30 protein-coding genes and 2 tRNA genes are annotated in these 26,077 nt (G+C 35.2%); 29 read left to right on the forward strand and 3 right to left on the reverse strand.

Annotated elements, in window-relative coordinates:
• The first annotated feature begins 16 nt into the window (after nt 1-16).
• The 25 genes from PP176A_RS11185 to PP176A_RS11305 all read left to right on the forward strand — a co-directional run bounded on the left by PP176A_RS11185 (nt 17) and on the right by PP176A_RS11305 (nt 19,027).
• The gene (locus PP176A_RS11185; RefSeq protein WP_071140565.1) at nt 17-2,023 is read left to right on the forward strand and encodes a DHH family phosphoesterase; all 2,007 of its coding nucleotides are present in this window, start codon (nt 17-19) and stop codon (nt 2,021-2,023) included.
• The gene (gene rplI / locus PP176A_RS11190; RefSeq protein WP_071140566.1) at nt 2,020-2,466 is read left to right on the forward strand and encodes a 50S ribosomal protein L9; all 447 of its coding nucleotides are present in this window, start codon (nt 2,020-2,022) and stop codon (nt 2,464-2,466) included. The genes PP176A_RS11185 and rplI overlap by 4 nt, the downstream gene beginning before the upstream one ends.
• A 27-nt stretch (nt 2,467-2,493) precedes the next feature.
• Entirely contained in the window at nt 2,494-3,816 is a 1,323-nt protein-coding gene (dnaB, locus tag PP176A_RS11195; RefSeq protein WP_083381924.1) for a replicative DNA helicase, read from the forward strand.
• Between the two features lie 61 nt (nt 3,817-3,877).
• Nucleotides 3,878-4,462, forward strand: a complete 585-nt coding sequence (locus tag PP176A_RS11200; protein ID WP_071140568.1) for a GNAT family N-acetyltransferase — start codon at nt 3,878-3,880, stop codon at nt 4,460-4,462.
• 65 nt (nt 4,463-4,527) lie between these two features.
• On the forward strand, nt 4,528-5,625 hold the full coding sequence (locus PP176A_RS11205) for a DnaD domain protein (RefSeq protein ID WP_071140569.1): 1,098 nt from the start codon (nt 4,528-4,530) through the stop codon (nt 5,623-5,625).
• A 3-nt stretch (nt 5,626-5,628) separates the two neighbouring features.
• Entirely contained in the window at nt 5,629-6,606 is a 978-nt protein-coding gene (locus PP176A_RS11210) for an ATP-binding protein (protein ID WP_071140570.1), read from the forward strand.
• Nucleotides 6,607-6,625: 19 nt separating this feature from the next.
• A complete protein-coding gene (locus PP176A_RS11215; RefSeq protein WP_071140571.1) occupies nt 6,626-7,147 on the forward strand; it encodes a transcription repressor NadR in 522 nt (173 codons plus the stop codon).
• A gap of 67 nt (nt 7,148-7,214) precedes the next feature.
• Complete coding sequence (locus PP176A_RS11220) at nt 7,215-8,708, forward strand: M1 family metallopeptidase (RefSeq protein ID WP_083381926.1); 1,494 nt, start codon at nt 7,215-7,217, stop codon at nt 8,706-8,708.
• A gap of 439 nt (nt 8,709-9,147) precedes the next feature.
• The gene (locus tag PP176A_RS11225; protein ID WP_071140572.1) at nt 9,148-9,909 is read left to right on the forward strand and encodes an SDR family NAD(P)-dependent oxidoreductase; all 762 of its coding nucleotides are present in this window, start codon (nt 9,148-9,150) and stop codon (nt 9,907-9,909) included.
• A gap of 129 nt (nt 9,910-10,038) precedes the next feature.
• A tRNA-Arg gene (locus PP176A_RS11230) sits at nt 10,039-10,115 on the forward strand.
• Between the two features lie 68 nt (nt 10,116-10,183).
• Entirely contained in the window at nt 10,184-10,630 is a 447-nt protein-coding gene (gene tadA / locus PP176A_RS11235) for a tRNA adenosine(34) deaminase TadA (protein WP_071140573.1), read from the forward strand.
• Between the two features lie 61 nt (nt 10,631-10,691).
• Nucleotides 10,692-10,780, forward strand: a tRNA-Ser gene (locus PP176A_RS11240).
• A gap of 84 nt (nt 10,781-10,864) precedes the next feature.
• Nucleotides 10,865-11,488, forward strand: a complete 624-nt coding sequence (locus PP176A_RS11245) for a DUF6518 family protein (protein WP_071140574.1) — start codon at nt 10,865-10,867, stop codon at nt 11,486-11,488.
• Nucleotides 11,489-11,902: 414 nt separating this feature from the next.
• Nucleotides 11,903-12,115 (forward strand): nucleotidyltransferase domain-containing protein, encoded by a 213-nt coding sequence (locus tag PP176A_RS11250; RefSeq protein ID WP_071140575.1) that lies wholly within the window; start codon nt 11,903-11,905, stop codon nt 12,113-12,115.
• 167 nt (nt 12,116-12,282) lie between these two features.
• On the forward strand, nt 12,283-12,435 hold the full coding sequence (locus PP176A_RS16760) for a HepT-like ribonuclease domain-containing protein (protein WP_255417556.1): 153 nt from the start codon (nt 12,283-12,285) through the stop codon (nt 12,433-12,435).
• Between the two features lie 167 nt (nt 12,436-12,602).
• A complete protein-coding gene (locus tag PP176A_RS11255; RefSeq protein ID WP_255401679.1) occupies nt 12,603-12,983 on the forward strand; it encodes a GNAT family N-acetyltransferase in 381 nt (126 codons plus the stop codon).
• A gap of 146 nt (nt 12,984-13,129) precedes the next feature.
• Entirely contained in the window at nt 13,130-13,330 is a 201-nt protein-coding gene (locus PP176A_RS11260) for a hypothetical protein (protein ID WP_071140576.1), read from the forward strand.
• Nucleotides 13,331-13,630: 300 nt separating this feature from the next.
• A complete protein-coding gene (locus tag PP176A_RS11270; RefSeq protein ID WP_128751640.1) occupies nt 13,631-13,876 on the forward strand; it encodes a hypothetical protein in 246 nt (81 codons plus the stop codon).
• Between the two features lie 498 nt (nt 13,877-14,374).
• Nucleotides 14,375-15,601, forward strand: a complete 1,227-nt coding sequence (locus PP176A_RS11275) for an MFS transporter (protein WP_071140579.1) — start codon at nt 14,375-14,377, stop codon at nt 15,599-15,601.
• 20 nt (nt 15,602-15,621) lie between these two features.
• Nucleotides 15,622-16,182 carry a Chromate resistance protein ChrB gene (locus PP176A_RS11280; protein ID WP_071140580.1) on the forward strand — a complete coding sequence of 187 codons (561 nt, stop codon included), beginning with the start codon at nt 15,622-15,624 and terminating at the stop codon, nt 16,180-16,182.
• Nucleotides 16,179-16,547 (forward strand): YkvA family protein, encoded by a 369-nt coding sequence (locus tag PP176A_RS11285; RefSeq protein ID WP_071140581.1) that lies wholly within the window; start codon nt 16,179-16,181, stop codon nt 16,545-16,547. Before PP176A_RS11280 ends, PP176A_RS11285 begins: the two co-directional genes overlap by 4 nt.
• A 750-nt stretch (nt 16,548-17,297) precedes the next feature.
• Nucleotides 17,298-17,480: a hypothetical protein gene (locus tag PP176A_RS11290; protein WP_071140582.1), complete on the forward strand. Its 183-nt coding sequence runs from the start codon at nt 17,298-17,300 to the stop codon at nt 17,478-17,480.
• A 47-nt stretch (nt 17,481-17,527) separates the two neighbouring features.
• The gene (locus tag PP176A_RS11295) at nt 17,528-18,142 is read left to right on the forward strand and encodes a MarR family winged helix-turn-helix transcriptional regulator (protein WP_071140583.1); all 615 of its coding nucleotides are present in this window, start codon (nt 17,528-17,530) and stop codon (nt 18,140-18,142) included.
• Between the two features lie 94 nt (nt 18,143-18,236).
• A complete protein-coding gene (locus tag PP176A_RS11300) occupies nt 18,237-18,524 on the forward strand; it encodes a hypothetical protein (protein ID WP_071140584.1) in 288 nt (95 codons plus the stop codon).
• Between the two features lie 53 nt (nt 18,525-18,577).
• The gene (locus PP176A_RS11305; protein WP_071140585.1) at nt 18,578-19,027 is read left to right on the forward strand and encodes a metal-dependent transcriptional regulator; all 450 of its coding nucleotides are present in this window, start codon (nt 18,578-18,580) and stop codon (nt 19,025-19,027) included.
• 143 nt (nt 19,028-19,170) lie between these two features.
• On the opposite strand, the gene PP176A_RS11310 is transcribed toward PP176A_RS11305, so the two are convergent.
• Genes PP176A_RS11310 through PP176A_RS11320 form a run of 3 tightly spaced genes read right to left on the reverse strand, consistent with a single transcriptional unit; the run spans nt 19,171 to nt 20,992 of the window.
• Complete coding sequence (locus PP176A_RS11310) at nt 19,171-19,746, reverse strand: DUF3841 domain-containing protein (protein WP_071140586.1); 576 nt, start codon at nt 19,744-19,746, stop codon at nt 19,171-19,173.
• Nucleotides 19,722-20,279, reverse strand: coding sequence for a DUF3841 domain-containing protein (locus tag PP176A_RS11315; protein WP_071140587.1), 558 nt, complete (start codon nt 20,277-20,279; stop codon nt 19,722-19,724). The genes PP176A_RS11310 and PP176A_RS11315 overlap by 25 nt, the downstream gene beginning before the upstream one ends.
• A 53-nt stretch (nt 20,280-20,332) precedes the next feature.
• Nucleotides 20,333-20,992, reverse strand: a complete 660-nt coding sequence (locus PP176A_RS11320) for a B3/B4 domain-containing protein (RefSeq protein WP_071140588.1) — start codon at nt 20,990-20,992, stop codon at nt 20,333-20,335.
• A 655-nt stretch (nt 20,993-21,647) separates the two neighbouring features.
• Between PP176A_RS11320 and PP176A_RS16080 the strand changes: the two genes are divergently transcribed.
• The 4 genes from PP176A_RS16080 (at nt 21,648) to PP176A_RS11340 (ending at nt 25,986) form a co-directional block, all read left to right on the forward strand.
• On the forward strand, nt 21,648-21,887 hold the full coding sequence (locus tag PP176A_RS16080; RefSeq protein WP_071140589.1) for a FeoA family protein: 240 nt from the start codon (nt 21,648-21,650) through the stop codon (nt 21,885-21,887).
• On the forward strand, nt 21,880-23,898 hold the full coding sequence (feoB, locus tag PP176A_RS11330; RefSeq protein WP_200796142.1) for a ferrous iron transport protein B: 2,019 nt from the start codon (nt 21,880-21,882) through the stop codon (nt 23,896-23,898). Before PP176A_RS16080 ends, feoB begins: the two co-directional genes overlap by 8 nt.
• A gap of 141 nt (nt 23,899-24,039) precedes the next feature.
• Nucleotides 24,040-25,146 carry a DUF362 domain-containing protein gene (locus PP176A_RS11335; RefSeq protein ID WP_071140590.1) on the forward strand — a complete coding sequence of 369 codons (1,107 nt, stop codon included), beginning with the start codon at nt 24,040-24,042 and terminating at the stop codon, nt 25,144-25,146.
• An 81-nt stretch (nt 25,147-25,227) separates the two neighbouring features.
• Complete coding sequence (locus PP176A_RS11340) at nt 25,228-25,986, forward strand: transposase (RefSeq protein ID WP_071140591.1); 759 nt, start codon at nt 25,228-25,230, stop codon at nt 25,984-25,986.
• Nucleotides 25,987-26,077: the final 91 nt, after the last annotated feature.

Genomic DNA, 26,077 nt, shown 5'->3' on the forward strand with positions numbered 1-26,077 from the left:
TTATAGGAGGATATATATGAAAAATAAAAAAATTTTAGATCTTATTGCTCCGGATACAAAGGTATATCTTTGGATAATAGGAGTGCTTTTAGTTATATTATCATTTTATGAACCCATAATTGCATTTTTAGGGGTAATTCTTCTGGGATATTTAATTTTCTATTATTGGAGAAATGTCCATATTAAAAAAGAAGAATGGACAAAATATATAGAAAGCTTAACTGAGGAACTTGACTCTGCTACTAAACATGCAATATTTAATATGCCGATTCCTCTGACTATTGTGGAAATAGATGGAACTATTAACTGGTATAATACTCAGTTCCTTGATATGGTTGAAGACAAGGATATCTTAAATAAGAATTTGGAGTTAATCATTCCTGGATTTAAAATAGATTATATACACGAGAAAAAGGATTTATCTCCTATTGAGATATCTTTCAGGGATAGATATTATAAGGTTTATTACAACATTGTAAATTTAAAGAAAACGACGACGGCTAAAGACGCTATAATAATGCTTTATTGGATTGACAATACAGCTTTTTCAATCCTTAGGCATAAATATATTGATGAAAAAATGTGTTTGGGAATTATTCAGGTAGATAACTATGATGAGGTAAGAAACAACACCGATGAGGGAAACAGGCCCTTGGTCTTTGCTGAGATAGATAAACGAATAAATGAATTCATGATCAGGATTAATGGCTGTGTAAGGAAATACGAAAATGATAAATATATAATAATACTTGAAAACAGATATTTGGAATCCTCGGAATTAAAAAAGTTCGATATATTAGATCAAATCAGAGAGATAAATATGGGAAATAAAATTCCGGTAACATTAAGTATAGGAGTGGGAGTGAATGGAGAGAATCCATTTCAAACCTATGAATATGCCAGGGCAGCCATAGATATTGCTCTCGGTAGAGGTGGAGACCAAGCCGTTGTTAAGAGACCAAGCAGGTTTAATTTCTACGGAGGTAAAACTCAAGCCGTAGAGAAGAGAAATAAGGTTAAAGCCAGGGTTATATCCCATGCTTTAAGACAATTAATCGATCAGTCGGAAAAGGTATTTGTTATGGGACATAAAATTGCTGATATGGATTCTTTCGGAGCAAGCATTGGCATATTGAGAGTTGCTAAAAACAGAAATAAAAAGGCTTACATGGTTCTCAGAGGAATTAATCCTTCTATTAAAAATTTATATGATAGAATGAGAGAAGAACAGCCTGAATATTTAGATCAGATAATCACACCGGAAGAGGCAAATAACATTGCAGATAAGTCTTCAATATTGATAGTAGTCGATAATCACAGACCCAGCTATACTGAAGACCCGGATTTGCTTAATATTATTGAAAAGGCAGTTCTCATAGATCATCATAGGAGAGGAGAAGAATTTATAAAAGATCCGGTATTAATGTATTTAGAACCTTACGCTTCCTCTACATGTGAACTTGTAACGGAAATACTTTATTATATGTCTGACAAATTGGAACTTACCAGATTTGAGGCTGATTCCCTCTTGGCGGGAATAAGTGTTGATACTAAAAATTTCACTTTCCAAACCGGTGTCAGAACTTTCGAAGCTGCTTCTTTTTTGAAGAGAGCAGGAGCCGACACTACAAGTGTAAGAAAATTATTTAAAGATGATTTTGACACTTATGTTTGTAAAGCCGAAGTGATAAGAGATGCAGTTATAATTCATGGAAAGATAGCAATATCAAGATTCCCGAAAGAAACGGAGGATTCTTTACTGATAGCAGCTCAAGCTGCAAATGACCTTTTAAATATAAATGGAATAGTAGCTTCCTTTGTTTTGACTTTAAGTAGTGGAAAAGTTCATATAAGCGGTAGATCTACAGGAGAGATAAGCGTACAGCTTATTTTGGAGAAATTAGGAGGAGGGGGACATTTGACTAGTGCAGGTGCTCAGCTGGAAAATACCACTATTGATGACGCAGAAATATTGCTTAAAAAGAATTTAGATGAATATTTAAGGGAGGGTGAAGATGAATGAAAGTAATATTGCTTGAAGATGTAAAAGGATTAGGTAAAAAAGGAGATTTGGTAAATGCTAAAGATGGATATGTGAGAAACTTTCTTTTTCCCAAGAATTTAGTTATAGAGGCAACAGAAGGTAATTTAAAAGTTTTAAAGGATAAGAAAAAATCGGAAGAAAATAAGAAAAAAGCTGAATACGAAAAAGCGTTAAAATTGAAAGAGACTATTGAAAAAGTAGATATTGAAATAAAGAGGAAAGCCGGAGAAGGCGGGAAGCTTTTTGGTTCAATTACTTCAAAAGATATAGCGGAAGTACTTAAAAGTAAATACAATATAGATTTAGATAAGAGAAAAATTGTTCTTCAAGATAATATTAAATCCATTGGAGCAACTACAGTGGAAGTGAAAATACATCAGGATGTTTCGGCAGTTATAAAGATAAAAGTTGAGGAAGAGTAGAGGTGATACAAAATAGAAACTCAAATATTGGGGAAAATACCTCCTCATAGCTTGGAATCGGAGCAGTCTATACTGGGAGCCATGATTATAGACAAAGAAGCAATAAATACGGCTATTGAAAATATTAAGGCTGAAGACTTTTATAAAGAAGCGAATAAGGAAATATTTGAGACAATAATTGAATTATATAATCGGAACGAACCGGTAGATCTGATTACCCTTTCAGAAGAATTAAAAAGAAGAAATACCTTAGAAAATGTAGGAGGGCTGACGTATCTCTCCAATCTTTCAAATGGAATTTCAACTACTGCAAATACAAAATATTATTGCAAAATAGTTGAGGAGAAATCTGTATTAAGGCGTCTCATAAAATCTTGCGATGAAATAATGACTAAAAGTTTTGAAGACAGCGAAGAAGTAAATAGAATTATTGAAATGGCAGAAAAAAGTATATTCGATATTACCCAAGGGCGAAACAGGAAGGGGGTTTTGCCCATAAAAGAAGTTTTGCTTGAAAGCTTTTCAAGGATTGAAGAGATGGCTTCAAAAGAAGGGGGATTAACAGGTCTTACTACAGGATTTACGGATTTGGATAATAAGCTCTCAGGATTGCAGAAATCTGATTTAATACTTTTGGCTGCCAGACCGTCTATGGGGAAAACCGCTTTAGGTTTGAATATCGGTTTGAACAGTGCTTTAAAGGGAGATGCTAATGTAGCAATATTTAGCCTTGAAATGTCAAAGGAGCAGTTGGTTCAGAGAATGCTTAGCTCAGCTTCCCATGTGAATTTGCAGAATATTATCAGCGGTAATCTAAATGAAGAGGAATGGATGAAAATAATTGAATCCATGGGCCCCCTTTCCCAGACTAAGATATATATTGACGATACAGCAGGGATTTCTTTAATGGAAATGAAAGCAAAATGCAGAAAACTAAAAATTGAGAAAGGATTGGATTTAATAATAATAGATTATCTTCAACTTATGCAGGCAGATGGCTATCATGAAAGCAGACAGCAGGAAATATCAGCTATATCCAGAGGCCTTAAAGCTCTTGCAAAGGAAATGGAATGTCCGGTATTAGCTCTTTCTCAATTATCCCGTGCTCCTGAGTTAAGGGCAGATCATAAACCTATGCTCTCTGACCTGAGAGAATCCGGTGCTATTGAGCAGGATGCGGATATAGTACTGTTCTTATACAGAGATGAATATTATAATCCGGATACTGAAAAGAAGAATACAGGTGAAATAATAATTTCAAAACATAGAAATGGGCCTACAGGATCAGTGGAACTGGTTTGGATGGGCCAATACACTAAGTTTTTAAATATGGAGAAATTTAGAGAATAATTTATAATAATTACTTCGAGATTTTTTCGAAGTAATTTCTTTAAAGAGGATGGGGAAGAGTATGGAGATAGCATCGGGAGAAAGGATAAAGATATATCATCTTACATTAGAAGATGTAATGCTTATGTCGAAATGGGGAATTCATAAAAATCCTCTTTTCAACGATTATAATTTTTCTGCAATGAATAATGATGAATTAATAGAATGGTATAGATTTAAGACATCTTTTAAATCAAAAAAATATTTTTCTGTATATAATGAAGAGGATAATTTCATTGGATATTTAGGTATTAAAAATATAAGAAATATAATGAAAGAATCAACATTAGGGGTAGCCTTTGATCCGAATTATATGAATCAAGGATACGGAACAGAGGCTATAAAGGCATTTTTGAAATATTATTTTATAAATTTAAATATGAGGATACTTTTTCTGAAAGTAGCAAAATTTAACAAGAGAGCTAAAAGATGTTATGAAAAATGTGGGTTTGTAGTTTGCAATGAATATTTAAAAATATATGACAATCAGCTTTTAGATCTAAACAATCCTTATTATTTAGAAGAGAAAGATTCCTTTGTTATTAAGAACAAAAAAATATATAATTATATATATAAGATGAAGGTAGACAAAAAAATTATTAAATAGAAAAGTTTATTAAGTGAAAGTTATTATAGAACATGGCAAGAATATAAAAATAAGGTGGAATTAATATGGACTTTTTTCTTAAACCTGAAGAGATGGATCTGGGAGATACTCCAATTGAAAATATATTTATTAATAATTTCATGCCTATGGCCGATGGAACTTGTGTAAAAGTATATATTTTAGGATATAAGTGTGCTTATGATAAGGATGAAAATATCGAGGTTAATAATGAAACCATTGCTAAACATTTAGATATCCCGTTGGCAGATGTATTAAGAGCGTGGGATTTCTGGGAAGAAAAAGGTATTATTGAAAAGATAAAAGCTGATGAAGAGGATAAATACAATTATAAGGTAAAATTTTTAAATCTAAAGGAATTATATATAAAAAATAATTATACTCAAATTACCGTTTCGTCCGTTGAAAATAAGAGGGCAGATTATTATTCCTGCGGCGTTAAGGATATACTGGAAGCTAATACATCTCCTATTATTCAAAATATGTTTAAAGAAATAGAGTATGTATTTAGGAGACCATTGTTTCCTGAAGAAAAAAGAAAGATATTGGATTGGATGTATAACTATAATTTAAATCCGGATATTGTGGTAAAGGCATTTTTTTACTCCGTTGAGATAAAAGGAAATAAAAACATATACGGAGTAGAAAGGATTATTAAAAAATGGAGCAGTATGGGCGTAATAAATGTAGAATCCCTGATGAATTATTTAGAAAAAAAAGGAGAAAGAATGTATGCCTATGAGAAAGTTCTTAAATCTTTGGGAGTGGTCGGAAGAGTAATTACAGACGGAGAAAGAAAAGTTGTTGACAGGTGGTTTGATGAGTATCATTTTACCATGGAAATGATTTTAAAGGCATGTGAAAATTCCAGCAAAACCACTAATCCGTCAGTTAATTATATTCAGGGAATACTTTCTTCATGGCATTCAAAAGGGATAAAGACTGTCGAGGATATTGAAAAGAAGGATAAACCTGCTGAGAAGAAAGAATATAAAAGGGATTATCAAAAGCAAAAAGATTATAAGGTAACAAAAACCAGATTTCATAACTTTGAACAGAGAAGCGATAAGTACACAGCCAAACAATTGGAAGAAATGGCGAGGAAAAAGAGAGAAGGATATTATTTAAAATCCAAAGGGGATTAGCTTATGAATAATCAGTTAATAAGAGAAGTTTTGAAAGAATTTGAAATAAAAAGGGATAAGGCTACGTTGGAGCAAAAATTAAGGCAGAGGGAGGTATACAAAAAAATACCTGAAGTTAAGGAAATAGATAAAGAAATATCACAAACAGGTATTTTAATTTCAAAGTCAATACTTGAAAATCCTGAAAGCTATAAAAGTAATGCAAAGAAAATCAGAGAGAGATTAGAAAAACTGAAAATGAGAAAAGCAGTTCTTTTAACAGAAAATAATATTCCTGCGGATTATATTGAAGTTAAATATGAATGTGATAAATGTAAAGACACAGGATACCTTCCTGATGGAAAGAAATGCAGCTGTTTAAGGCAATCTTTGATTAACAAGGCATATAAAATGTCCAATATAGAAGCTGTACTTGAAAAAGAAAATTTTCAGACTTTTAAGATTGACATTTTTTCAAATGATCCCTTTGAAGAAGAAAAATTAACACCAAGAGATAATATGATGGATATTTTAAGCATATGCGAGAGTTTTGTAAGTAATTTTGATATAAAAAATGATGAGAATCTTCTCTTCTATGGGACTACAGGATTGGGCAAGACTTTTATGTGCAATTGTATTGCTAAATCCCTCTTGGATAAGAATAAAATTGTAATATATCAAACGGCTTTCAAGATAATGGAAATAATTGAAGACCATAAATTCAGGAGAAATGAAGGGGATGATTCGAATTATAATTCCTTATTTGATACGGATCTGCTGATTATTGATGATCTGGGAACGGAAGTTTCAAATACCTTTACTAATGCAGAAATATTTAATATTGTAAATACCAGGCTTATAGAAAGAAAGAAAACAATTATTTCTACAAATTTAACTCCAAGGGAAATTTCAGAGATTTATACCGACAGGATATTTTCAAGAATATTTGAGAAATTTGCCCCTCTCAAATTTTATGGACCTGATTTGAGATGGGAACAATAATAAGAAAGAGGAGTTTCTTATGGATTCTAATGAAAGAAGAGAAAAAATATTAAATATACTTAAGCAGAGCAAAAAGCCTATAAAAGGAATAGGGCTTGCAGCTGAATTTAAAGTGTCAAGGCAAGTAATAGTACAAGATATTGCAATTTTAAGAGCAAAAGGAGATAACATTATCGCTACACCACAAGGATATATAATTCCTGATTCAGTAAAGACTGATACGATTGTAAAAACTATAGTATGTAAACATTCGGGAGGAGAAGAAATGGAAGACGAATTGAATACTATAGTTGATATGGGAGGAAAGGTAATTGATGTAATAGTTGAACACCCTATATATGGAGAGATAAAAGGTCTCCTTTTAATTTCCTCCAGATTGGATGTAAAAAATTTTATGAAAAATGTGAAACAGAGTAATGCAGAACCTTTGTCTTTGCTTACGGAAGGAATACATATCCATTCCATTGAAGTAAAAAATGAAGATAGTTTTAAAAACATCGTAAATGCTCTTAAAGAAAAAAAATATTTGATAAATTTTTAAATAAATAATAGACAAATAATAATTTTTTTATATAATCTGGGAATACAATAATATTGGGGTGATAAATGTGAATAGAAAAAGATGGTTGCTTTTTGTAATCATAGTAATTATTGTATCCTTTGCCTTTTTAGGCGTTATAAAGACTGAAGAAAATGATTATCCTAATATTATTGTAAGTAATTATGATGGAATTGATAAAGAGAGTGTAAACAACTATAAAATAGAAGTAGAGATAAATACTCAAGAGAAAATGTATTATGGTAAGGAATGGGTCAGTTATACTAATAATACACAAAATGTTTTAAAGGAGCTGTTTTTTCATATATATCCCAATGCTTTTAAGGATAAAAAAACAGCTCCTTTATTAAATGGATATATGTTGGAAAGAGATTTTGATCCTGGATATATTAATTTAAAAAAAATTGAGGTTGATGGGAAAGAAGCTGAGTTTATTATAGAGGGGGACAAAGACACTGCTCTTAAAGTAAAACTTCAGCATTTTTTAAAAGAAAGTGAAAAAGCAAATATATATTTGGAATTTGAAGGCAAAATACCGAGAACAGAAGATAGGTTCGGCTATGGAAATAAAAGTATTAATTTTGGGAATTGGTATCCTATACTTGCTGTATATGATGAAAGTGGGTGGAATACTGAACCATATTATAGCATTGGAGACCCTTTTTACAGCTGTGTTTCTAACTATGTGGTAAATATCACTGTTCCTGAAGATATAATTGTTGCTACCAGTGGCAAGATTGTTAAAGAAAAGAAAAGGGGAAACAAAAAAGTTTTTGAAATAGAAGGAAATTTAATAAGAGATTTTGCTTTTTCCATAAGCAATGATTATATCGTAAGGAAGAGAAATGTAGACGGTATCTTAATGAGTTCTTATTCTTTTACCGATGATGATGAAATAAATGAATATATTCTTGACACAGGACAGAAAGCATTAACTTTATTTAGTAAGGTATTCGGTAAGTACCCCTACAGCAATTTTTCTATTGTTGCATCGGACTTTTCAGGAGGAATGGAATATCCTGAATTTATAATGATAGGAGAAGATTATTATGATAATGATTATCTTCCTGCCCTTGAAAATGTAATAGTCCATGAAACAGCTCATCAATGGTGGTATGGATTGGTTGGAAACAATGAGATAGATGAGGCGTGGTTAGATGAATCTCTTGCCACTTATTCGGAAAGTATATATATAGGAGAGACATACGGAGAAAAAGAAAGAGATAGATATATGGACATTTTGAAGATAAACTATGAACATATGAAAGACGCTCTTAAGTTTGATGAAACAGTAGTGAAACCATTAAGCAAATTTAAAGATTGGGATGACTACGGATCTTTGGTGTATACAAAAGGAGCTTTATTTATTGACAGTATAAGAAAAGACTATGGAGAAAAGGCCCTTTATCGCATTTTAAATAGATATTATGAGGAGTTCAAATATTTAAATGCAACTACCGAGAACTTTAAAAGAGTATGCGAAGATGTTACAGGAGATGATTTTACCCCGAGAATGAATTTATGGCTTTATGGAATAGATTAAAGTGGAGGTATTTTCCTCCACTTTTAAGTCTACTATCTTCCGCCACCCCAGTTGCCACATCCAACACCGCCAAAGAGGACAACTAAAAGAAGAAAGAAAAATAACAAACTGGAATCGTCGCCCCAGCCTCCCGTTGTATCTGCCATAATATATAACCCTCCTTATACAAATCGTATTTTGGATTTACCTAATACATTATATAAAGAAACATTATTTTTTGTTACAACAAATTTTAATTTATAAGTTGCAGAGACTTTATCCGACAGTGGCATACTTTATGGAAATGTGGTATAATGAAATCGCCATAAATGAACGGTTGAAACCATCACCGCTGCGTATTGCTGGTTGAGTTGCGATGATGATTTACAGTGTAAAAGTAACAGCATCACGAACAGGAAGAGGAATACCATATTTCCACGGACAGGAGGAAAGATTCTCTATGAAAAATATTGTAATTACAGGTGCAGCGGATGGTATTGGATATTATTTAGTGAGGCAACTTTTACTAGAAGGTTATAATGTAACGGTTTTGGATTTAAATATCGACAATCTTAGTGAATTGTGTAAAAAGTATAGTTCTCTTTCTGCAAAAGTTTGTGATGTTCGGGATTTAAGACAAATGAAAGAGTGTGTGAGTGAAAGTGTAAAAAAATATGGGAGCATTGATTGTGCGATACATAACGCTTGTCTGTGTACGTTTGCAGGTATGGAGCAAACCGAAGAAAAAACGTATCATGATGTAATAGACGTCAATTATTTTGGTGCGCTTCATTTATCACAGATGGTTTTACCATACATGAAGGACCAAAGAAGTGGAAGGGTTATATTTACCAGTTCTGGAGTCGGTGTGATGGGTTTTGTCAATATCAGTCCTTATGCTTCGAGCAAAGGGGCGATTGAATCACTTGCTAAGTGTCTTAACATTGAATATCAAGATTACGGCATCAGTTTTCATATCTTCCATCCACCTCTTACTAGAACTAAATCCGCAGGACCTTTGCCCGTTCCTAAAGAGTTTATGGCTGATCCTGAGAAAGTTGGAACTGGACTTGCAAGGCATATACAAAATAAGTCTTTTGTTATCTGTCATAGCTTTGGGCAAAAGGTACAGACATTAGTCTGCTATTTGTTCCCCATTAAGATGGGTAAACTTATGAGTAAAATGACGGCTAAGTATGCTGCAGAAAATAACAAAAAGTAAAGGAGAATAAGCAAACAAGCTGTCATGAATAAGATATATAACATAGATATACTAAAACTCTGTCAGGGAAAATAAGAAATTGACTTTTTTTATAAAATAGTATAAAATATATAATTGTTGAATTAACCTGCACCCGTAGCTCAGTAGGATAGAGCAACGCCCTCCTAAGGCGTGTGCCGGGGGTTCGATTCCTCTCGGGTGCACCAAGATGCTTATTACAGTTATCGCATCATTGATATATATGATGCGATGATTTTTGCTTAGGTGATTTAATATGGATGAGTTTTTTATGAGATTGGCATTAGAAGAGGCACGTAAGGCATATAGCATTGGAGAAGTTCCTGTGGGAGCTGTTATAGTTCATAACGAAAAAGTTATATCCAATGGATGTAATATGAAGGAGACATTAAAGGATCCTACTGATCATGCAGAAATTATAGCTATAAGAGGCGCAAGTAAATATTTAGGGGGATGGAGGCTTTCAGGATGTATTATGTATGTAACCTTAGAACCTTGTCCTATGTGTATAGGAGCAATTTTGAACTCAAGAATTGATAGACTGGTAATAGGAACAAGAGATCCTAAAATGGGAGCCTGCGGAACTTTAATTGATCTAACCAATAATGAAAAGTTTAACCATAATGTAAATGTAAGCTTTGGAGTATTAGAGAAAGAATGTTCAGATATAATAAAAAAATTTTTTCATGAATTAAGAAAATAGACTTATTTTTATTCTTGGTTTTGCAGATGGAAAATAGTAATATGTAGGATATAGTAAATAGGGAGAAGTATCGAAGCGGTTGTAACGAGCCGCACTCGAAATGCGGTTGTCCGCAAGGACACGTGGGTTCGAATCCCACCTTCTCCGCCATATTATGCTTAAAGGGCATAGCTAAATTTTAGGTTTTATGCGACATGTAAATAAACGAGACTATATCCAAAAAGGAAAAATTCTATGGACTCAAATAAAAAGGTCATTACCATTCAAATTGTATGCGCCTTATTCGTTGGACTGCTCACAGGGATTCTGACGGTGTTTGGGCAAAAGTACCTGCCAGGTTCGTTGAATTCCTTGGCAAACTCGGGGGCGGTTTGGCTAATACCAGCGTTCTTTATAGCATCAGCTGGAAAAGGGAAATATTTATCGATTCTACTCTGTATAGAAACGCTTGTAGTTTGCGTAATTTCATACTATTGGGTAGAATCAGTTGTAAACAGCCATTCCTTTTCATTTGGAGGCTACTACTTTTATATCTGGCTTGCCTGTGCTGTCGTGGCAGGCATCATTTTCGGAGCAAGTGCTTTTTTGCAAAAAAACTCGAAATATTATTGGGCTGCAAGTCTACTGCCCTCTGTTTTTTTTGCTGAAGGCTTAAACGAATTACTCCACTTACCCGATTACATGCATATGATTCCTGCTGCTATCGGTAGGATTATCATTGGTCTTTCTCTATACTTCTTTATTTATAAGGGTGATTGTTTCCGACGCAAGACGCTGATTTCCTTTTGTGCGTTATCTGCTTTAGGATTGGCTGGGTATGAGATTCTTTTCCTGCTGACATCTGGCACAACATATTGATATACTTTCCTCTGTAAACAGTTTTTTGATAAAGGCACTTAGCCAGATTAAAATTTAAGGTTAATCTATGTTTCTTGAGTACAATGGATATATAAATTTTAATTTTGGTACGCTATTTTCTACAGTGGGATAATGGAATTACTAAGAATGAAATGCCTGCATCTATTTTGACCTAATGACATAAGTTATAAGCTGCATTTTTGTTGGTAGTAAACCAATAAAGATGCAGCTTTTTTATATAATTTTAATTTTATTCTTATGTTTCGTTTATATTACGTATGAAATAAACATATTTTTAATGTTAGTTAAAGGTTTGTTTTAATTACCAAAAAGTTGAAAATAGTATATAATAAACTTAAGCAAGATTGAAAATTATAGTAAAAGGTATAAGAAGGTATAAGAAGGGTGAAACGCATGATTTCCAACACTATTTCAATTGAAAAGATAAAAGAGATAACAATACCCATATTAAGTAATTATCCGGTAAGTAAAGCGGTATTATTTGGTCTATATGCTAAAGGTAAATCTTCTAAGAACAGCGATATAGATTTAATTGATAAATCACACATAGAACCTGATTCTGTAATAAATAAAAAGATTGAAAAAGAAGGTATGGTAATATATTGAGAAATCGAAAGATTATCCAAAAAATAATTAATTATACTGACTCTGTATTAAAGTATACAAGCAATATTACCTATAGTTAATTTCAAAATAACAGTATGATGGTAGAAGCATGCGTATTTAATTTGAGCTAAATTGGTGAGCTAACTAATAAACTTGATATAGAATATATAAATGAACATTCCGATATTCCATGGTTTAAAATGAAGAGTTTAAGAAATCATATTATTCACGACTATGAGGGCGTAAATTTGAAATTAATATGGGAAATTATAGATGAGGATATAAAAAATATTAAAAGAACAGTTATTGAAACTAATTGAATAGTTTTGATTTATGATTGTATGAACACTATGTCTGTTACAATTTCAGATGTGCATCTGTTTTGTACTAATGATACAGAAGATTAGGTCGAAAGAAGGTCGATTCTGAAAGGGGCGGGCTTCTTTTTTGGGACGAAATCTATCCGTGTGAGTTTTTTAGCGGTGATATTGAAAATGGTCGTCTTTATTTATTGGTGGAGGAGCACGATAATATAGTTGCAGCGTTTGCATTATGTGAATTGAATACTGGAGAAAGCTGTATGAAATGGGAAAATACCCATGACAAAGCATTATACCTTGACTGCTTTGGAGTCAATGTTGATTATTCAAGACGAGGCATTGGCATTATGATGCTTAAGCATGCTATTGCACTCACTAAGCAGAAAGATGCTAAATATTTAAGGCTTTTCGTTGTGAATATAAATGTACCAGCTATAAACTTATATCTAAGAAATGGATTTAGGCAGGTAGATGGAATTTATGAAGAAAAAATTGATGATAACTTTACATTGCGTGAATATGGATTTGAAATAAAGGTATCAAGGTAACACTAATTCCAATTTATAAGTAAGATTGTGAGCATAATGCAAAGTTACCTGCGGCATTTATATTCATCTAACCTGCCAGTGATATTTATCTAAATAAGTCGATTACGTTAACATAATCGACTTAAATAACACAGGGGTGAATACTAATGTTTCGGTTAGGAGTTATTGAAGAGAGCTTGGAAAGCTTAGACACATTAAACATATTGAAGCCGTTTTTTTATAGCCAAAGAATCGAAAATGTCCTGGAGGATACTTCGCCTATTTGGCATACAAACGAATACCATGTTCCTGATGATAAAATTTTTGATTTATTACCGATTCTGGAACAGCGGGTAAAACCTACGTGAAATTTTAATACCAAATGAGTTTTTAGAAAAATACAAATAGATTGTTCTAAATCATATAGGATTTCCGATGAACTGGAAGAAATTTTGGATAATGATTTTTGGGAAATTTTACCTGAGCCTATTTTGTACTAATGATTCAAAATTATTTGTCGGAAGCAGAGAAAGAATCATTTTATGATTTTATTGCGATACGGCATTACCAACTGCAGGCAACCATCGTAGAAATATGTGGTCTTGACTGTATTGATAAACAATTTATAGACAAGCAGCTCAGCTGGCTCATTAACTGGCGCAAGCAATATGTCAAGGAGCGCGGTTGATATGAAAGATATCCTGGGCTATGCGTCTTTTGCGGATATTTCAAAATACAACTATAAAAAAACAGAATTCTTAATGATGAAACGTGTGGCAGAACTTGAAGTGCTAATGTCGAAACCAGTTGGTTTTGGTGTCTGCGATGAAGGGAAAGGCGTATATACCCTTTTGACGTGGTGCGAAGGAACAGATGTAGAAACTCTTTTGCCGATGTGTTCCAAAAGAGAATAATACGTTTTAGGAGTTGACTCCGGTAGAATTTTATGCAGGGTACATTCCATTTACCCAGAGGAAAAGCTTGATGATTGGCTGTTACGGTTTTACGAGACAAACAACAGCCGGCTGACATCATATCAAAAATGCGACGTCGATTTTGAAGGAGACAGATTGATTTTTGATTATCTCATTAAGAACAAACACTTGCTGAAGGATCATCCTCAATGTTTTATGCGTGGGGATTACCATATCGGCATATGGTGAATATGGAAACATTGAGATAAAATAAAAAAATGAAGTCCGGCATGGTTTTTGATATTTTGTTAAAACAAATTTCTATTTAATTTAGGGGATTCTAATTTACACTTATAATTCGTCCTACAGTAAATTAACTCTATCCTGAATAAAACTTGATTGACAATCAAAAATGAAAACTGTATACTGTAATCAGTGTTACATGTAATACTCATTACAATAATTTTATATTAAAAACTGAAAAGAGGTATCATAAATATGGAATCCAAAAAAAGGTTCACGCCAGCCGTGACTGTCATTCTTCTGTTCGGAATCATTAGTTTGCTGGGGGATGTGGTCTATGAAAGCGCCCGCAGCGTGAACAGTCAATACTTGAATCTGCTGGGAGTCAGTGCGGCCAAGGTCGGGCTGGTCTTTGGAATTGGGGAGTTTCTGGGATACTTTCTCAGATTGATTGCCGGCGTGTGGTCAGACAAGAGCAGAAAATATTGGATGTTTATGTTTGTTGGTTATGGTATGCTACTGGTTGTACCGTTCATGGGCTTTACTATGAACTGGAATATCCTCGTTGCCCTGATTCTTATGGAGCGGATCGGAAAAGCTCTGCGCAATCCGGCAAAAGATACGGTGTTATCCTGCGTTGCGGAGAATCAGGTCGGGGTCGGGTTTGCTTTTGGCCTTCAGGAGGCACTGGATCAGATAGGTGCTTTTGCTGGCCCGCTGATTTTTACAGCGGTATTTTATTTTACGGGGAAAAACGGGATCGCCCAGTACCAGATAGGGTATAAATGGCTGTTTATTGCGGTTATTTTTCTCATGCTCTTTTTAACCTATGCTTACCGCCGAGTAAAAAGAGATGAGCTAATTCCTGCTGTGGCCAAAAGGGAGTTCCAAACGGAAAAACTAAAACCGATCTTCTGGATTTATACGGCGTTCACATTTTTTTGTACGTTGGGCTTTGTCAATTTCAGCGTCATTGGCTATCATCTGAAGGACAAGGGCCTTATGTCAGACGGAAATATCACACTGCTCTACTCGGTTGCTATGATTGTGGATGCCGTGACGGCTTTGTTCATTGGGAAGGCATATGACCGCATTAAAGCAAAAACCGGTAAGAAAACCGGAGGGTTGCTTGTTCTGGCAGCGATTCCTTTTATTACGCTGCTGCTGCCGTTTTTGACTTTGAGTGGTTCAATTCCCTTGATCATCGCTGGAATGATGATTTTCGGCATCATCATGGGGACACACGAAACTGTCATGCGCTCAGCTATAGCTGACATTACGCCGTTTCATAAACGGGGAACCAGTTACGGCGTTTTCAACACGGCTTACGGGTTGGCCCTGTTCGGCGGATCTGCACTTATGGGCTGGGTGTACGATCTGAACCAGACGGGAATAATTATAGCATTTACAGGAGTGTCAGAAGTGATCGCCGTTTTGTTCTATTTCATGATGAATCGTATGGTCAAGACGAGTCAGTTATAAAATGAAAGGAGGAAGGCTATATGAAGCATCAGGAGTGGCTGACGATCAATTACATGCTTCCCAAAGAACCGTCTCGTGTTCGGGTCAGCATATGGAGAAAACTCAAAAAAAGTGGCGCTGTTATTTTGAGCCAATCGGTCTGGGTTTTACCTATGAGTAAAGACAACGAGGTTTTTATGGAGGATATTTCAAATGAAATCCTGAAAAACGGGGGCGAAGCTTATCTGATGAAGATGGCTCCACATGATGAAGGCACCTCAGAACGCATCATAGCCACATTTGACCGAGCAAGGGATGAGGAATACAGAGAATTTCTTGAGCAATGTGACGACCTGCTCCATGAATTGGAAAAGGAATCTGAGCGGAGAAAATTTACCTTTGCGGAGCTTGAGGAAAATGAGACTGAGCTTCAAAAGCTGGTTGATTGGTATCAGAAAATTACTCAGCGTGATTTTCACGGAGCCTCCCTGCGTTCCTCCGTTGATGGAAAGCTGGAAGAGTGTAGGGCACGGCTGGATGTATTCATCGCAGAGGTATATCGGCAAAATGATGAATCTCTGAATAGTGAGGGAAAGCCATGACCATGAAAGAAAGAGCCAACAAATTAAAAACGGATATTCCCGCCGTATATATCGCGTTGAAGAAGAAAGAGACTCCGACGATTGCAAAGGTGTGTGCAGCAATTACTGTCGCCTACGCCTTATCTCCAATTGACCTTATCCCAGATTTTATTCCGGTGCTTGGATATGTGGATGATGTTGTCATCCTGCCCGCTCTGGTGACGTTAACGATCAAGCTGATTCCACGTGACATTTTTGAGCAATGTCGGAATGAATCCAAAGGACTGTGGCAGGACGGAAAATTAAAAAAATGGTATTATGCACTGCCACTTATCGCTTTTTGGTGCTTTATCCTGTATTTGATTGTGAAAGTGATATGGTTTTAATCTGTTTATTAAATATGTAGCAAAATTTTTAATAAAAAGTTACTTGGGATTTTGTTTTTGACTATGTCTCAAGCATTATATTTCCATTAGTAATATATCAAACATTAAATTGTAGGGACTGGCACTGGGAGCGGTATGGCAGTTATGTTTCTATATATTTTATTGACACTGATAATCTTATAGATATTCTACCTTACATATTGTGAATAGAATCTCCGTAAATATATGAGAATCTTTTTTATACTATTAAATCCGGAGCTGTTTTTGATAGTAGCCTCCTACCTTTTTAAACGGCAAAGATTTTTCAATAATCTTTGCTGTTTTTGTACTAAGAATACCCCGGGTTAGACCTGAGATTCAGTAGAACTTTAGCGGTGAATCTCCAAAAATAACCTTCGAGTGATAAAATAATTTGTGGTTTGCTTTTGGAGCGGTTAAAAAATAAATCAGGTGTTTAATAAATATATAGTCAAGTACTTGACAAAATAATCGTCAGGTACTATACTAATATTAAAGTCAGGTACTTGACTTAAATATTAGTATTTATGAATGAAAATAATGAGTAATATCAAAACACCAATTGTAGAATAATCCACAAACGACGACTTAGAACAACATCGCAAGATTATGGAAAAATCAAAGGATTCCATGGTGATTTAAGTGACAAAGAACTTGAAAAGTATATCCAGATAATGGAAGGCTAGTAATACGGTAATGATTTTGCAGAGGACCACGAGTGGCCTGAAGAGTATGATAAAAACTCGAAGAAGTCTTTTGCTAAATTCTTGGTATGTTCTGAAAGAATTTCATAGAATATTGAAGCCTGAAGGATTGTTGTCCATAATGGAGGAGAAAGTGTTCAATATGGTCTATCTTTCTCCAAAGGGATTAACGGAGATTGTGTCAGTGGGACTGTTTATAGAACAGGAATAATTTGAGAATGATAATGAGCACACAATAAATTTTAGGAGGAAATAACAATGAGCGAGATCAAAGTAGTAATCAATGAACAATTACAACAGCTTCAAATGTTGATGCATCGAGCGTCGTTTCACGATTTTATAAGAGGCGGTTGGGTACATAACCCATACCGGGGGCAAGGCCGGGTACTGGCGATTCTCAAAATGAAGCCGGAAATCAGCCAAAAAGAACTGACCTATTTACTGAATATGAGCAAACAGTCCCTTGCGGAACTGCTCGCAAAGCTGGAAAAGAGCGGATATATTACGCGTGAACCTTCGGAAGAAGATAAGCGCATTATGACAATCAAACTGACCGAAGAAGGTATGAAAGCCGCTGAGAACGTTGATGACAAAACATTGGAAACAGAAAAAATTCTCGACTGCCTAAATGATGAGGAACTCGCCGCTTTCAGTGATTATCTCGGCCGCATTATCAAGCGGTACGAGGAGCAATTCCCCGACGAGGATTTTGAACAGCGCCACAAGTCAATGGAAGAGTTTATGTCGCAGCACGGATACGGTCATGGATTTGGCGGTTTCGGTGGTCACAGCGTACACGACGAATTTCACGGAAATCACGATGATGATTTCTTCGGCAGACACAAGCACCACAACGATTGGAGAGGGCGCTGAACTATGGAAGCTAAACAGTATGCCGTCTTAGGTGAACAAGCATGCCCTTTGAGTCTTGAATATGAGCTATTATTACCCTTAAGGAGGTATAAAAATGACAGATATTAATTTAATAGTGTCACCTGATGTAAAAAAGATATTGCCGGATGTCCTGATTGAGTATCTTTGGAAACTTGTATTGAGTAACGAAAGGTCAACAAATGAGAGTCAGTCATTTGCCCTTGAGGTCGGAGAATTGAGTGGAAGAAATGTTCAAGATATACTTCACGCATACAATTTTGGCCGCTCGATAGGAAAACATCGGGTATTTGGGCTGGAACCTGTTTGCTGTAAGCTGCGGGTATCCAGGTCTCAAAATGGTTATCAAATGTCATTAAATTAGGATTAGGACGTTGCCGTTTTGAATGAGCAAAGATCAAGAGGTGATTTTATTGTATGAATGAATCAGCAGAAAACTACTTAAAAACTCTTTTAATTTTACAGAAAAAACTTGGTGAAGTTCGTTCGATTGATGTTGCAAATGAGCTTGGTATTTCGAAGCCGAGTGTCAGTGTCGCAATGAAGAAGCTCCGTAAAGAGGGTTTCGTCAATATGGATGCGAACCACAACCTCATTCTGACCGAGGATGGAGTAAATTACGCAAATTCCATTCTTGAACGCCATGCGGTAATTGAAAGATATCTGATAGAGATACTCAATGTCGATGAAAAGATCGCACATAGAGATTCATGCCGTATGGAGCATTTAGTGAGCGAAGAAACTTTCACTAAAATCAAGGAAAGTTACGCGAGGATAACTCATAATTGTCTTGCAGGTGATTACACCTTAGTGCCTCCAACTATACTCATTTCTGATATTGAAACTTCAGATAATGACATGAAGTAGTAAGATTTTATTTCTAATAGGCAATATTTTGAAAATCAAAAAAATCAAAAGGGAATACAGGTGGGAAATGATGGTGTCCGCTCAAGCTGTCGTAGCACATTTAGCCAAATAAGCTATCTGGTACTATAACGGTTTCATATTTTTCACACAATCCACTCTTGTTTCAGTTGCCATAATCCCGCCTGCACACTTTCTACACCAGCGGTATCGCCTGCCTTTATCTTTTCATGATGGCGAAACAGCCTTTGCCAACTATCTTGCACTTGATGCTTTAATTCTGGGTAAAAATTCGTGAGGATTATGTCACTTTCTCGCCGAATTCCATAACCAACAAGCATTTGTCGAAACCGTTTCTCATCAGATTCAGTTTCTCCGATATATTGGAGGCGTAAAATCTTATTCCAGTCGTACATATCGAAGAATATCGCTTCATCTGTCGGAATACACAACCGCAAAATTCTGCTGTCGCTTGATTGTTCGATACTATATAAATCTCTAAAAGCCCAATAAGGATATTCAGCTCCCTTCGGCTTTGGTAGATATTTTTCCGCTGCTATGGCAAACCAACCGTATACCGCTACAAAAATCGGAGCACTTTCTTCATATTTTTTTATAACATATTCCTGTTTAGAAAAACAAATACCATCTCGCTCAAGAGAGTTAACTACAACTTCTGATTGGGAGGAATAGAGCATTACCGTATTATCTGTGTTACCCATTTTTTTCTAACCTCCCATATAATACCATATTTTTCGTTGCTGCCGAGAATGATAGAATCGTCAAACAATCGGCTCCAACTGTCAATTATTTTTCTTTTTATTTGAGGATAAAACTGTGACATATATGCTTTAGTATCGCTTACACCATATTGTTCCAGAAGTTGTCGGTGATGTTTGGCATCTTGTTCGTCTGCCGGAATATAGGAATAATTTAGGATTGTACCCCATTTGTCGATATTCACCATTGTGATTAAGGACGGGTCTAATGTAAGTTCCAGTATGATAGTTCCCTTACTTGGTAGCATGGTTGCCTCCTTTGTGAGAGATACCCATATAGGATATCCTGTATCATCTGGCTTTTGGGAAGCGCTGGGGATATTTCTTACCAGCCAATCATACGCCTCCAACACCAAATATGCATGTTCATCTAAATCTTTGAAAATATATTCCCTTTTAGCAATATATCTACCAGTTTCGTTAAGTTCTTTGGCGACATTTTCATTCTGTTTTGTCCAGACTATAATGTTGTCCATCAGCTTTAACCTCCTCTCCTGTAGCATAACGTTTTACAACGAATGACATTTGTTTAATTTATAATTATAACATCAATTTCTGTTGCTCCGCAATGAGTAATAAGTAATTTTTTATACTGTGATGCAATTAAATCGAATTCATGGTTGCCCGAAAAGGAATAAACCACGCTTGAAACTCGATGTATACCAGGAGTAATCATTGCCCTACGGCTGTCACTGGTCGGATTTCCAAAGGCTCCTTTTTCATCATATAGTGTGGGGAGATGCTCAATATTCAGAACATCTTTGCCAATTCCTCGATAGCTCTCACCGTCTGGCGCACGTCTCCATTCCACCGTGCCGGATAAACAATCTGTATCGTAAGAACCTACCGAATATCCTGTTGAGATAGAAATTAAATTATTTATATCCACCACATTGTTGATATGATATAAATCGTTTCCTTTTACAATACGTCGGAGCATTGCTTCCGCCGCATTGCGGTATGATGTGGGAGATTTACCAAGATTATGATAGGCAGCACGGGTATCTTTGATATGTGTAAGTTTAGGCAAATCCGTCATTGTATAACGGGTGTGCAGATTGTTTATTGTTTTATCCAATAAAGCAATAAGCTCCTTAGGGCTTTCTTTAACATCGGCTTCATAGCTAAATACCATCAAAGCTGCTCCCGGACATAACTCAGATAATTCTTTTGAGATTTTTATATTCATTTTTTATGCTCCTTTTCCATGATGTCTGATAGAACCCACGCTAAATGTTTCATGCTACGTAAATCTATTTTCCCTTGTTCACTTGTTAAAGTTGAAGTTCAACTTTAACAACAATTCTGTCTTTCATGTTTTTGTGACTACTTTCTTTTCTGTTGTACCCTTTATCAATTTTAGTATATAATGAAAGTTATATTAAGTAAAGCGACACTTTTTGAATTTTAAGTTGAGAATATCTCACATATTGGAGGTGTATTATTGAGGACTGACATAAGAGTAATACGATCGGTCACTCTTATATTGTGGAATACTTTGCACGAAAACCTAATTGCTGATACAATTGTTTTTTTGTTTTATATGATAAAATGAATATATTTATGTTATACTAAAAATAGATTATTTATATATTAAGCGAGTTAATGCTTCAATAAATAATGAGCACGGAACAGTAAATAGCATAGCTTAATTTAATTTATCAAAGCTACGGCAGTAGATAAATTGGCCGCAATAGTTATATTATATTTACCAATAAATAAATTTGTATTACAAAACTACTGTTAACAGTATGCAAAGATATGCTATATAATGATTCAGTGTTCATTTTTCATTGTTAAATAAAGGTTTTAATTTTTATTTCATAAAGAAGGAGGAAATTGCTTTGACTTTAGATAAGCTACAGGTAGGGCAGAGTAGAAGAATTTCCGCAGTAGGTGGACAAGGTGCTTTGAGAAGAAGACTGCTTGATATGGGATTGACACCGGGTACTTTGGTAACTGTGTGTAAAATGGCACCTATGGGTGATCCCATTGAATTGGAATTAAGGGGCTATTCCCTTTCGCTTCGCCTGGAAGACGCAGCTAATATTGAACTTGAGGAGGAGAGTGAAGGACATGCATGATGAATTGGTATTTGCATTGGCAGGCAACCAAAATAGTGGTAAGACTACTTTGTTTAATCAACTGACGGGTTCTAATCAGCATGTAGGTAATTTTCCCGGAGTCACAGTTGACCGTAAAGACGGAAAGATTAGGGATCATGAATTTGCAACGGTTGTCGATCTGCCGGGAATTTATTCTCTCTCTCCTTATACCAGTGAAGAGATTGTGACTCGTGATTTTCTGATAGAAAATAAACCTGATGGAATTATTAATATCGTTGATGCTACTAATATCGAACGTAATTTATATTTGTCTTTGCAATTAATTGAATTAGGTATTCCTATGGTGCTGGCGTTGAATATGATGGATGAGATGAGGGCAAGCGGACGGAGTGTTGATGTTGCAGCTTTGTCAAAGGGACTCGGTATTCCTGTAATTCCTATATCTGCCAGCAAGGGAGAAGGAATTCATGAACTTGTAGATACTGCTATTGCTACGGCTCAGGCAAAACTGGTACCTACTATTGAAGATTTTTGCTCCGGAACGGTTCACCGCTGTATCCACAGTATTGCTCATTTAATTGAAGATCATGCTCAAAGACTTAATGTTCCGATGCGTTTTGCGGCTACTAAGTTGATCGAAGGGGACCCTCCTATGACTAAAAAATTAGGTCTTTCACAAAATGAGCTGGATGCTATTGAGCATATGATTCAGGAGATGGAGAATGAATTAGGGACGGATCGGGAAGCTGCTTTAGCAGATATGCGTTATAATTTTATTGAAAATGTATGCCGAGATACTGTGAATAAAGGTGGAATCAATGTTGGGAGACAACGAAGCATTAAAATTGACTCAATTTTAACTCATAAGTTTTTTGCTTTACCCATTTTTGTTGGTATCATGCTTTTAGTATTTTTCTTAACCTTTGGAGTAATCGGACAACCCTTAAGTGATCTGTTAAGCAGCGGCATTGATTGGTTAAACGGAGAAATAGCGCAAAGCTTAAAAGCGCTGAATGTCAATCCGGTTATGCGTTCATTGATTGTTAAAGGTATTCTCACAGGTGTAGGAAGTGTGATTTCATTTTTGCCTATAATAGTCACATTGTTTTTATTTCTTTCAATATTAGAGGATTCTGGATATATGGCGAGGGTAGCTTTTGTTATGGATAAACCTTTGCGTAAACTGGGCCTTTCGGGACGCAGCATAGTTCCAATGCTGATCGGTTTTGGATGTACAGTGCCTGCAACGATGTCGACACGTACCCTTGCCAGTGAGAGAGACCGAAAGATGACAATAATGCTGACTCCTTATATGAGTTGTTCGGCTAAATTGCCAATCTATGCAGCCTTCACTGCTGCTTTTTTTCCAAGACATGCACCTTTGGTAATGATTACACTTTATATAATCGGAATTTTAATTGGTCTTCTGATGGTTATAATTGTTAAACAGATTCCATATTTTAAAGGTAAACCAGTACCTTTTGTGATGGAGTTGCCTAATTATCGTATGCCCAGCTTTAAAAGCGTAATTTTGCTCATGTGGGAAAAAGCAAAAGATTTTCTTACTCGTGCTTTTACAATTATTTTTATTGCTACAATTGTAGTCTGGTTTTTACAGACTTTTGATATGAGATTTAATATGGTGGACAATCAGCAGACAAGTTTGTTGGCAACTGCCGGGAAATTTATAGCTCCGATTTTTAAATTTACCGGTTTTGGGTTCTGGCAAGCTGCTGTAGCGCTTATTACCGGTTTCATGGCAAAAGAATCCGTTATTAGTACATTAGCTGTTTTATCAGGAACATCCGTTGATGCACTTCCTACTGTCCTAACCGGTATGTTCAACCCTGTTTCTGCTTTTAGTTTTCTGGTATTTACTTTATTATATACACCATGTGTTGCTGCTATTGCAACTATTAAAAGAGAATTTAATAATGGAATTCTTGCTTTTGTGATAGTAGTGGGACAATGTGTGGTTGCTTGGCTGTGGGCAGTTGCTTTTTATCAAGTAGGTTCGTGGATTTTTTAGAGGGATGGTCTAATAACAGCAATTGTTATTTAACTGTAGTTACGAAACTGAATGTATATCTATATTTTACTAAATGTACTATTCGGATATAACAAAAGTATGGTATTATTAAATAGAATAAAATTTTGGAGGGTATGGAGTATGGGAAAATCAAAAGTGTATTTTACAAACATGCATGCAACTATTAAGGAAAACTTACCGCAAAAGCTTAGGCGTCTTATCAAAACAGCAGGAATTGGACAGATAGATTTTGATAGAAAATTTACAGCAATAAAAATTCATTTTGGAGAACCGGGGAATTTGGCGTATTTACGTCCTAATTATGCAAAAACTGTAGCAGATGTTGTGAAAGAATTGGGTGGAAAGCCATTTTTAACTGACTGTAATACCTTGTATGTAGGCGGAAGGAAAAATGCTTTGGATCATTTGAGTTCTGCTTATGTTAATGGTTTTTCTTTACTTTCAACGGGCTGTCATATAATAATAGCTGATGGGTTGAAAGGTACTGATGAAGCCTTGGTGCCTGTGAAGAACGGAGAATATGTAAAAGAGGCAAAAATAGGCCAAGCTGTCATGGATGCAGATGTATTTATTTCCCTTAGCCATTTTAAAGGGCATGAATCGACAGGCTTTGGAGGTACATTAAAAAATATTGGGATGGGTTGCGGATCTCGCGCAGGGAAAATGGAGATGCACAGTAGTGGAAAGCCTCATGTTTCCCATAGTAAATGTGTAGGTTGCGGGACATGTATTAAAAACTGTGCCCATGATGCAATTACATTAAAAGACCATAAGGCTACAATAGACCATAATAAATGTGTGGGCTGCGGCAGATGCATAGGGGTCTGTCCTATGGATGCGGTTCAACCTGCATCAGATGAATCTAATGACATTTTAAATAAAAAAATTGCAGAATATTCAGCAGCGGTACTTTATGGACGTCCCAATTTCCATATCAGTTTAGTAATAGATGTTTCTCCTTATTGTGACTGCCATAGTGAAAATGATATTCCAATTGTTCCCGATGTAGGAATGTTTGCTTCCTTTGATCCCGTTGCTCTGGATGTGGCCTGTGCAGATGCTGTAAATCGTCAGTCTGTTATAAAGGGGAGTATTCTTGAAAAAAACGGTCATAAACATCAGGATTACTTTACAGATGTCAGTCCAGAAACCAATTGGAGGGTGGCAATAGATCACGCTGTTAAGCTGAATCTTGGAAATAAGGAATATGAATTGATAACGATATAGAACAGCACGAGGGGACGGTTCTTTTGTGTTGTTTTCACCTCTAATTTATGTTAGAATGAATATAAATTGGAGGTGATTTTTATGTCAAGAAAGGCAAGAGAAAAAAGCAGTACCGGAATATATCATGTGATTCTTAGAGGAATAAATGGACAGATAATATTTAAAGATAATGAAGATTATAAAAAATTAATTCAGACAATTAACGAATATAAGGAAATATCGGGATATGAAATATATGCTTTTTGTCTTATGAACAACCACATACATTTACTAATGAAAGAGGGAAAAGAAGATTTAGGAATAGTTTTTCGAAGGATAGGAGCTAGTTATGTATATTGGTATAATAGGAAATATAAAAGAAGAGGACATTTATTTCAAGACAGATATAAAAGTGAGCCGGTAGAAGACGATAAATATTTTTTGACGGTATTGAGATATATACATCAAAATCCGATCAAAGCAGGTATTGAGACCAATATATCAAAATATCCATGGAGCAGCTATAATGAGTATTTGGGAAAAGAAAATATTTGTGATATAAAGTTTGCATTAGATTTTTTTGCAGACGAAAAGAAAAGAGCAGTGGATTTGTTTAAAAAATTTAATAGTGAGGAAAATGATGATAAATGTTTTGAATATGAGAAAGACGGCAGGATTGATGATATAGAAGCTGCAAAGTTAATAGAGAAAACAGCAAAAGTAGAAAATCCAAATCAAGTTCAAAATTGTGAAAAAGAAAAAAGAGATAAAATAATTAAAGAGTTAAAGAATGGTGGATTATCAATAAGGCAAATAGAAAGATTAACAGGAATTAGTTTTGCTGTAATAAGGAGGATATAGCACAGAAGAACCGTCCCCTTGTGTTGTTGACAGGAAAAAAGAATTTTGATATAATATGAATGAATAATAATATTATTCATTCTGGAAAGGC

It is taken from the genome of Sporanaerobacter sp. PP17-6a, assembly GCF_900095615.1.
GTDB classification, from domain to species: Bacteria; Bacillota; Clostridia; order Tissierellales; family Acidilutibacteraceae; genus Acidilutibacter; species Acidilutibacter cellobiosedens.

What these genes read in the sequence shown, in the direction of transcription:
- PP176A_RS11315 (WP_071140587.1), bottom strand. Translation starts at nt 20,279, where the DNA reads ATGGACAACATTATAGTCTGGACAAAACAGAATGAAAATGTCGCCAAA.
- PP176A_RS11290 (WP_071140582.1), top strand. Translation starts at nt 17,298, where the DNA reads ATGATAAAAACTCGAAGAAGTCTTTTGCTAAATTCTTGGTATGTTCTG.
- PP176A_RS11185 (WP_071140565.1), top strand. Translation starts at nt 17, where the DNA reads ATGAAAAATAAAAAAATTTTAGATCTTATTGCTCCGGATACAAAGGTA.
- PP176A_RS11285 (WP_071140581.1), top strand. Translation starts at nt 16,179, where the DNA reads ATGACCATGAAAGAAAGAGCCAACAAATTAAAAACGGATATTCCCGCC.
- PP176A_RS11320 (WP_071140588.1), bottom strand. Translation starts at nt 20,992, where the DNA reads ATGAATATAAAAATCTCAAAAGAATTATCTGAGTTATGTCCGGGAGCA.
- PP176A_RS11210 (WP_071140570.1), top strand. Translation starts at nt 5,629, where the DNA reads ATGAATAATCAGTTAATAAGAGAAGTTTTGAAAGAATTTGAAATAAAA.
- PP176A_RS11295 (WP_071140583.1), top strand. Translation starts at nt 17,528, where the DNA reads ATGAGCGAGATCAAAGTAGTAATCAATGAACAATTACAACAGCTTCAA.
- tadA (WP_071140573.1), top strand. Translation starts at nt 10,184, where the DNA reads ATGGATGAGTTTTTTATGAGATTGGCATTAGAAGAGGCACGTAAGGCA.
- PP176A_RS11335 (WP_071140590.1), top strand. Translation starts at nt 24,040, where the DNA reads ATGGGAAAATCAAAAGTGTATTTTACAAACATGCATGCAACTATTAAG.
- PP176A_RS11225 (WP_071140572.1), top strand. Translation starts at nt 9,148, where the DNA reads ATGAAAAATATTGTAATTACAGGTGCAGCGGATGGTATTGGATATTAT.
- PP176A_RS11250 (WP_071140575.1), top strand. Translation starts at nt 11,903, where the DNA reads ATGATTTCCAACACTATTTCAATTGAAAAGATAAAAGAGATAACAATA.
- feoB (WP_200796142.1), top strand. Translation starts at nt 21,880, where the DNA reads ATGCATGATGAATTGGTATTTGCATTGGCAGGCAACCAAAATAGTGGT.
- PP176A_RS11215 (WP_071140571.1), top strand. Translation starts at nt 6,626, where the DNA reads ATGGATTCTAATGAAAGAAGAGAAAAAATATTAAATATACTTAAGCAG.
- PP176A_RS11205 (WP_071140569.1), top strand. Translation starts at nt 4,528, where the DNA reads ATGGACTTTTTTCTTAAACCTGAAGAGATGGATCTGGGAGATACTCCA.
- PP176A_RS11305 (WP_071140585.1), top strand. Translation starts at nt 18,578, where the DNA reads ATGAATGAATCAGCAGAAAACTACTTAAAAACTCTTTTAATTTTACAG.
- PP176A_RS11275 (WP_071140579.1), top strand. Translation starts at nt 14,375, where the DNA reads ATGGAATCCAAAAAAAGGTTCACGCCAGCCGTGACTGTCATTCTTCTG.
- rplI (WP_071140566.1), top strand. Translation starts at nt 2,020, where the DNA reads ATGAAAGTAATATTGCTTGAAGATGTAAAAGGATTAGGTAAAAAAGGA.
- PP176A_RS11310 (WP_071140586.1), bottom strand. Translation starts at nt 19,746, where the DNA reads ATGGGTAACACAGATAATACGGTAATGCTCTATTCCTCCCAATCAGAA.
- PP176A_RS11270 (WP_128751640.1), top strand. Translation starts at nt 13,631, where the DNA reads ATGTCAAGGAGCGCGGTTGATATGAAAGATATCCTGGGCTATGCGTCT.
- PP176A_RS11260 (WP_071140576.1), top strand. Translation starts at nt 13,130, where the DNA reads ATGTTTCGGTTAGGAGTTATTGAAGAGAGCTTGGAAAGCTTAGACACA.
- PP176A_RS11245 (WP_071140574.1), top strand. Translation starts at nt 10,865, where the DNA reads ATGGACTCAAATAAAAAGGTCATTACCATTCAAATTGTATGCGCCTTA.
- PP176A_RS11200 (WP_071140568.1), top strand. Translation starts at nt 3,878, where the DNA reads ATGGAGATAGCATCGGGAGAAAGGATAAAGATATATCATCTTACATTA.
- PP176A_RS11280 (WP_071140580.1), top strand. Translation starts at nt 15,622, where the DNA reads ATGAAGCATCAGGAGTGGCTGACGATCAATTACATGCTTCCCAAAGAA.
- PP176A_RS11300 (WP_071140584.1), top strand. Translation starts at nt 18,237, where the DNA reads ATGACAGATATTAATTTAATAGTGTCACCTGATGTAAAAAAGATATTG.
- PP176A_RS11340 (WP_071140591.1), top strand. Translation starts at nt 25,228, where the DNA reads ATGTCAAGAAAGGCAAGAGAAAAAAGCAGTACCGGAATATATCATGTG.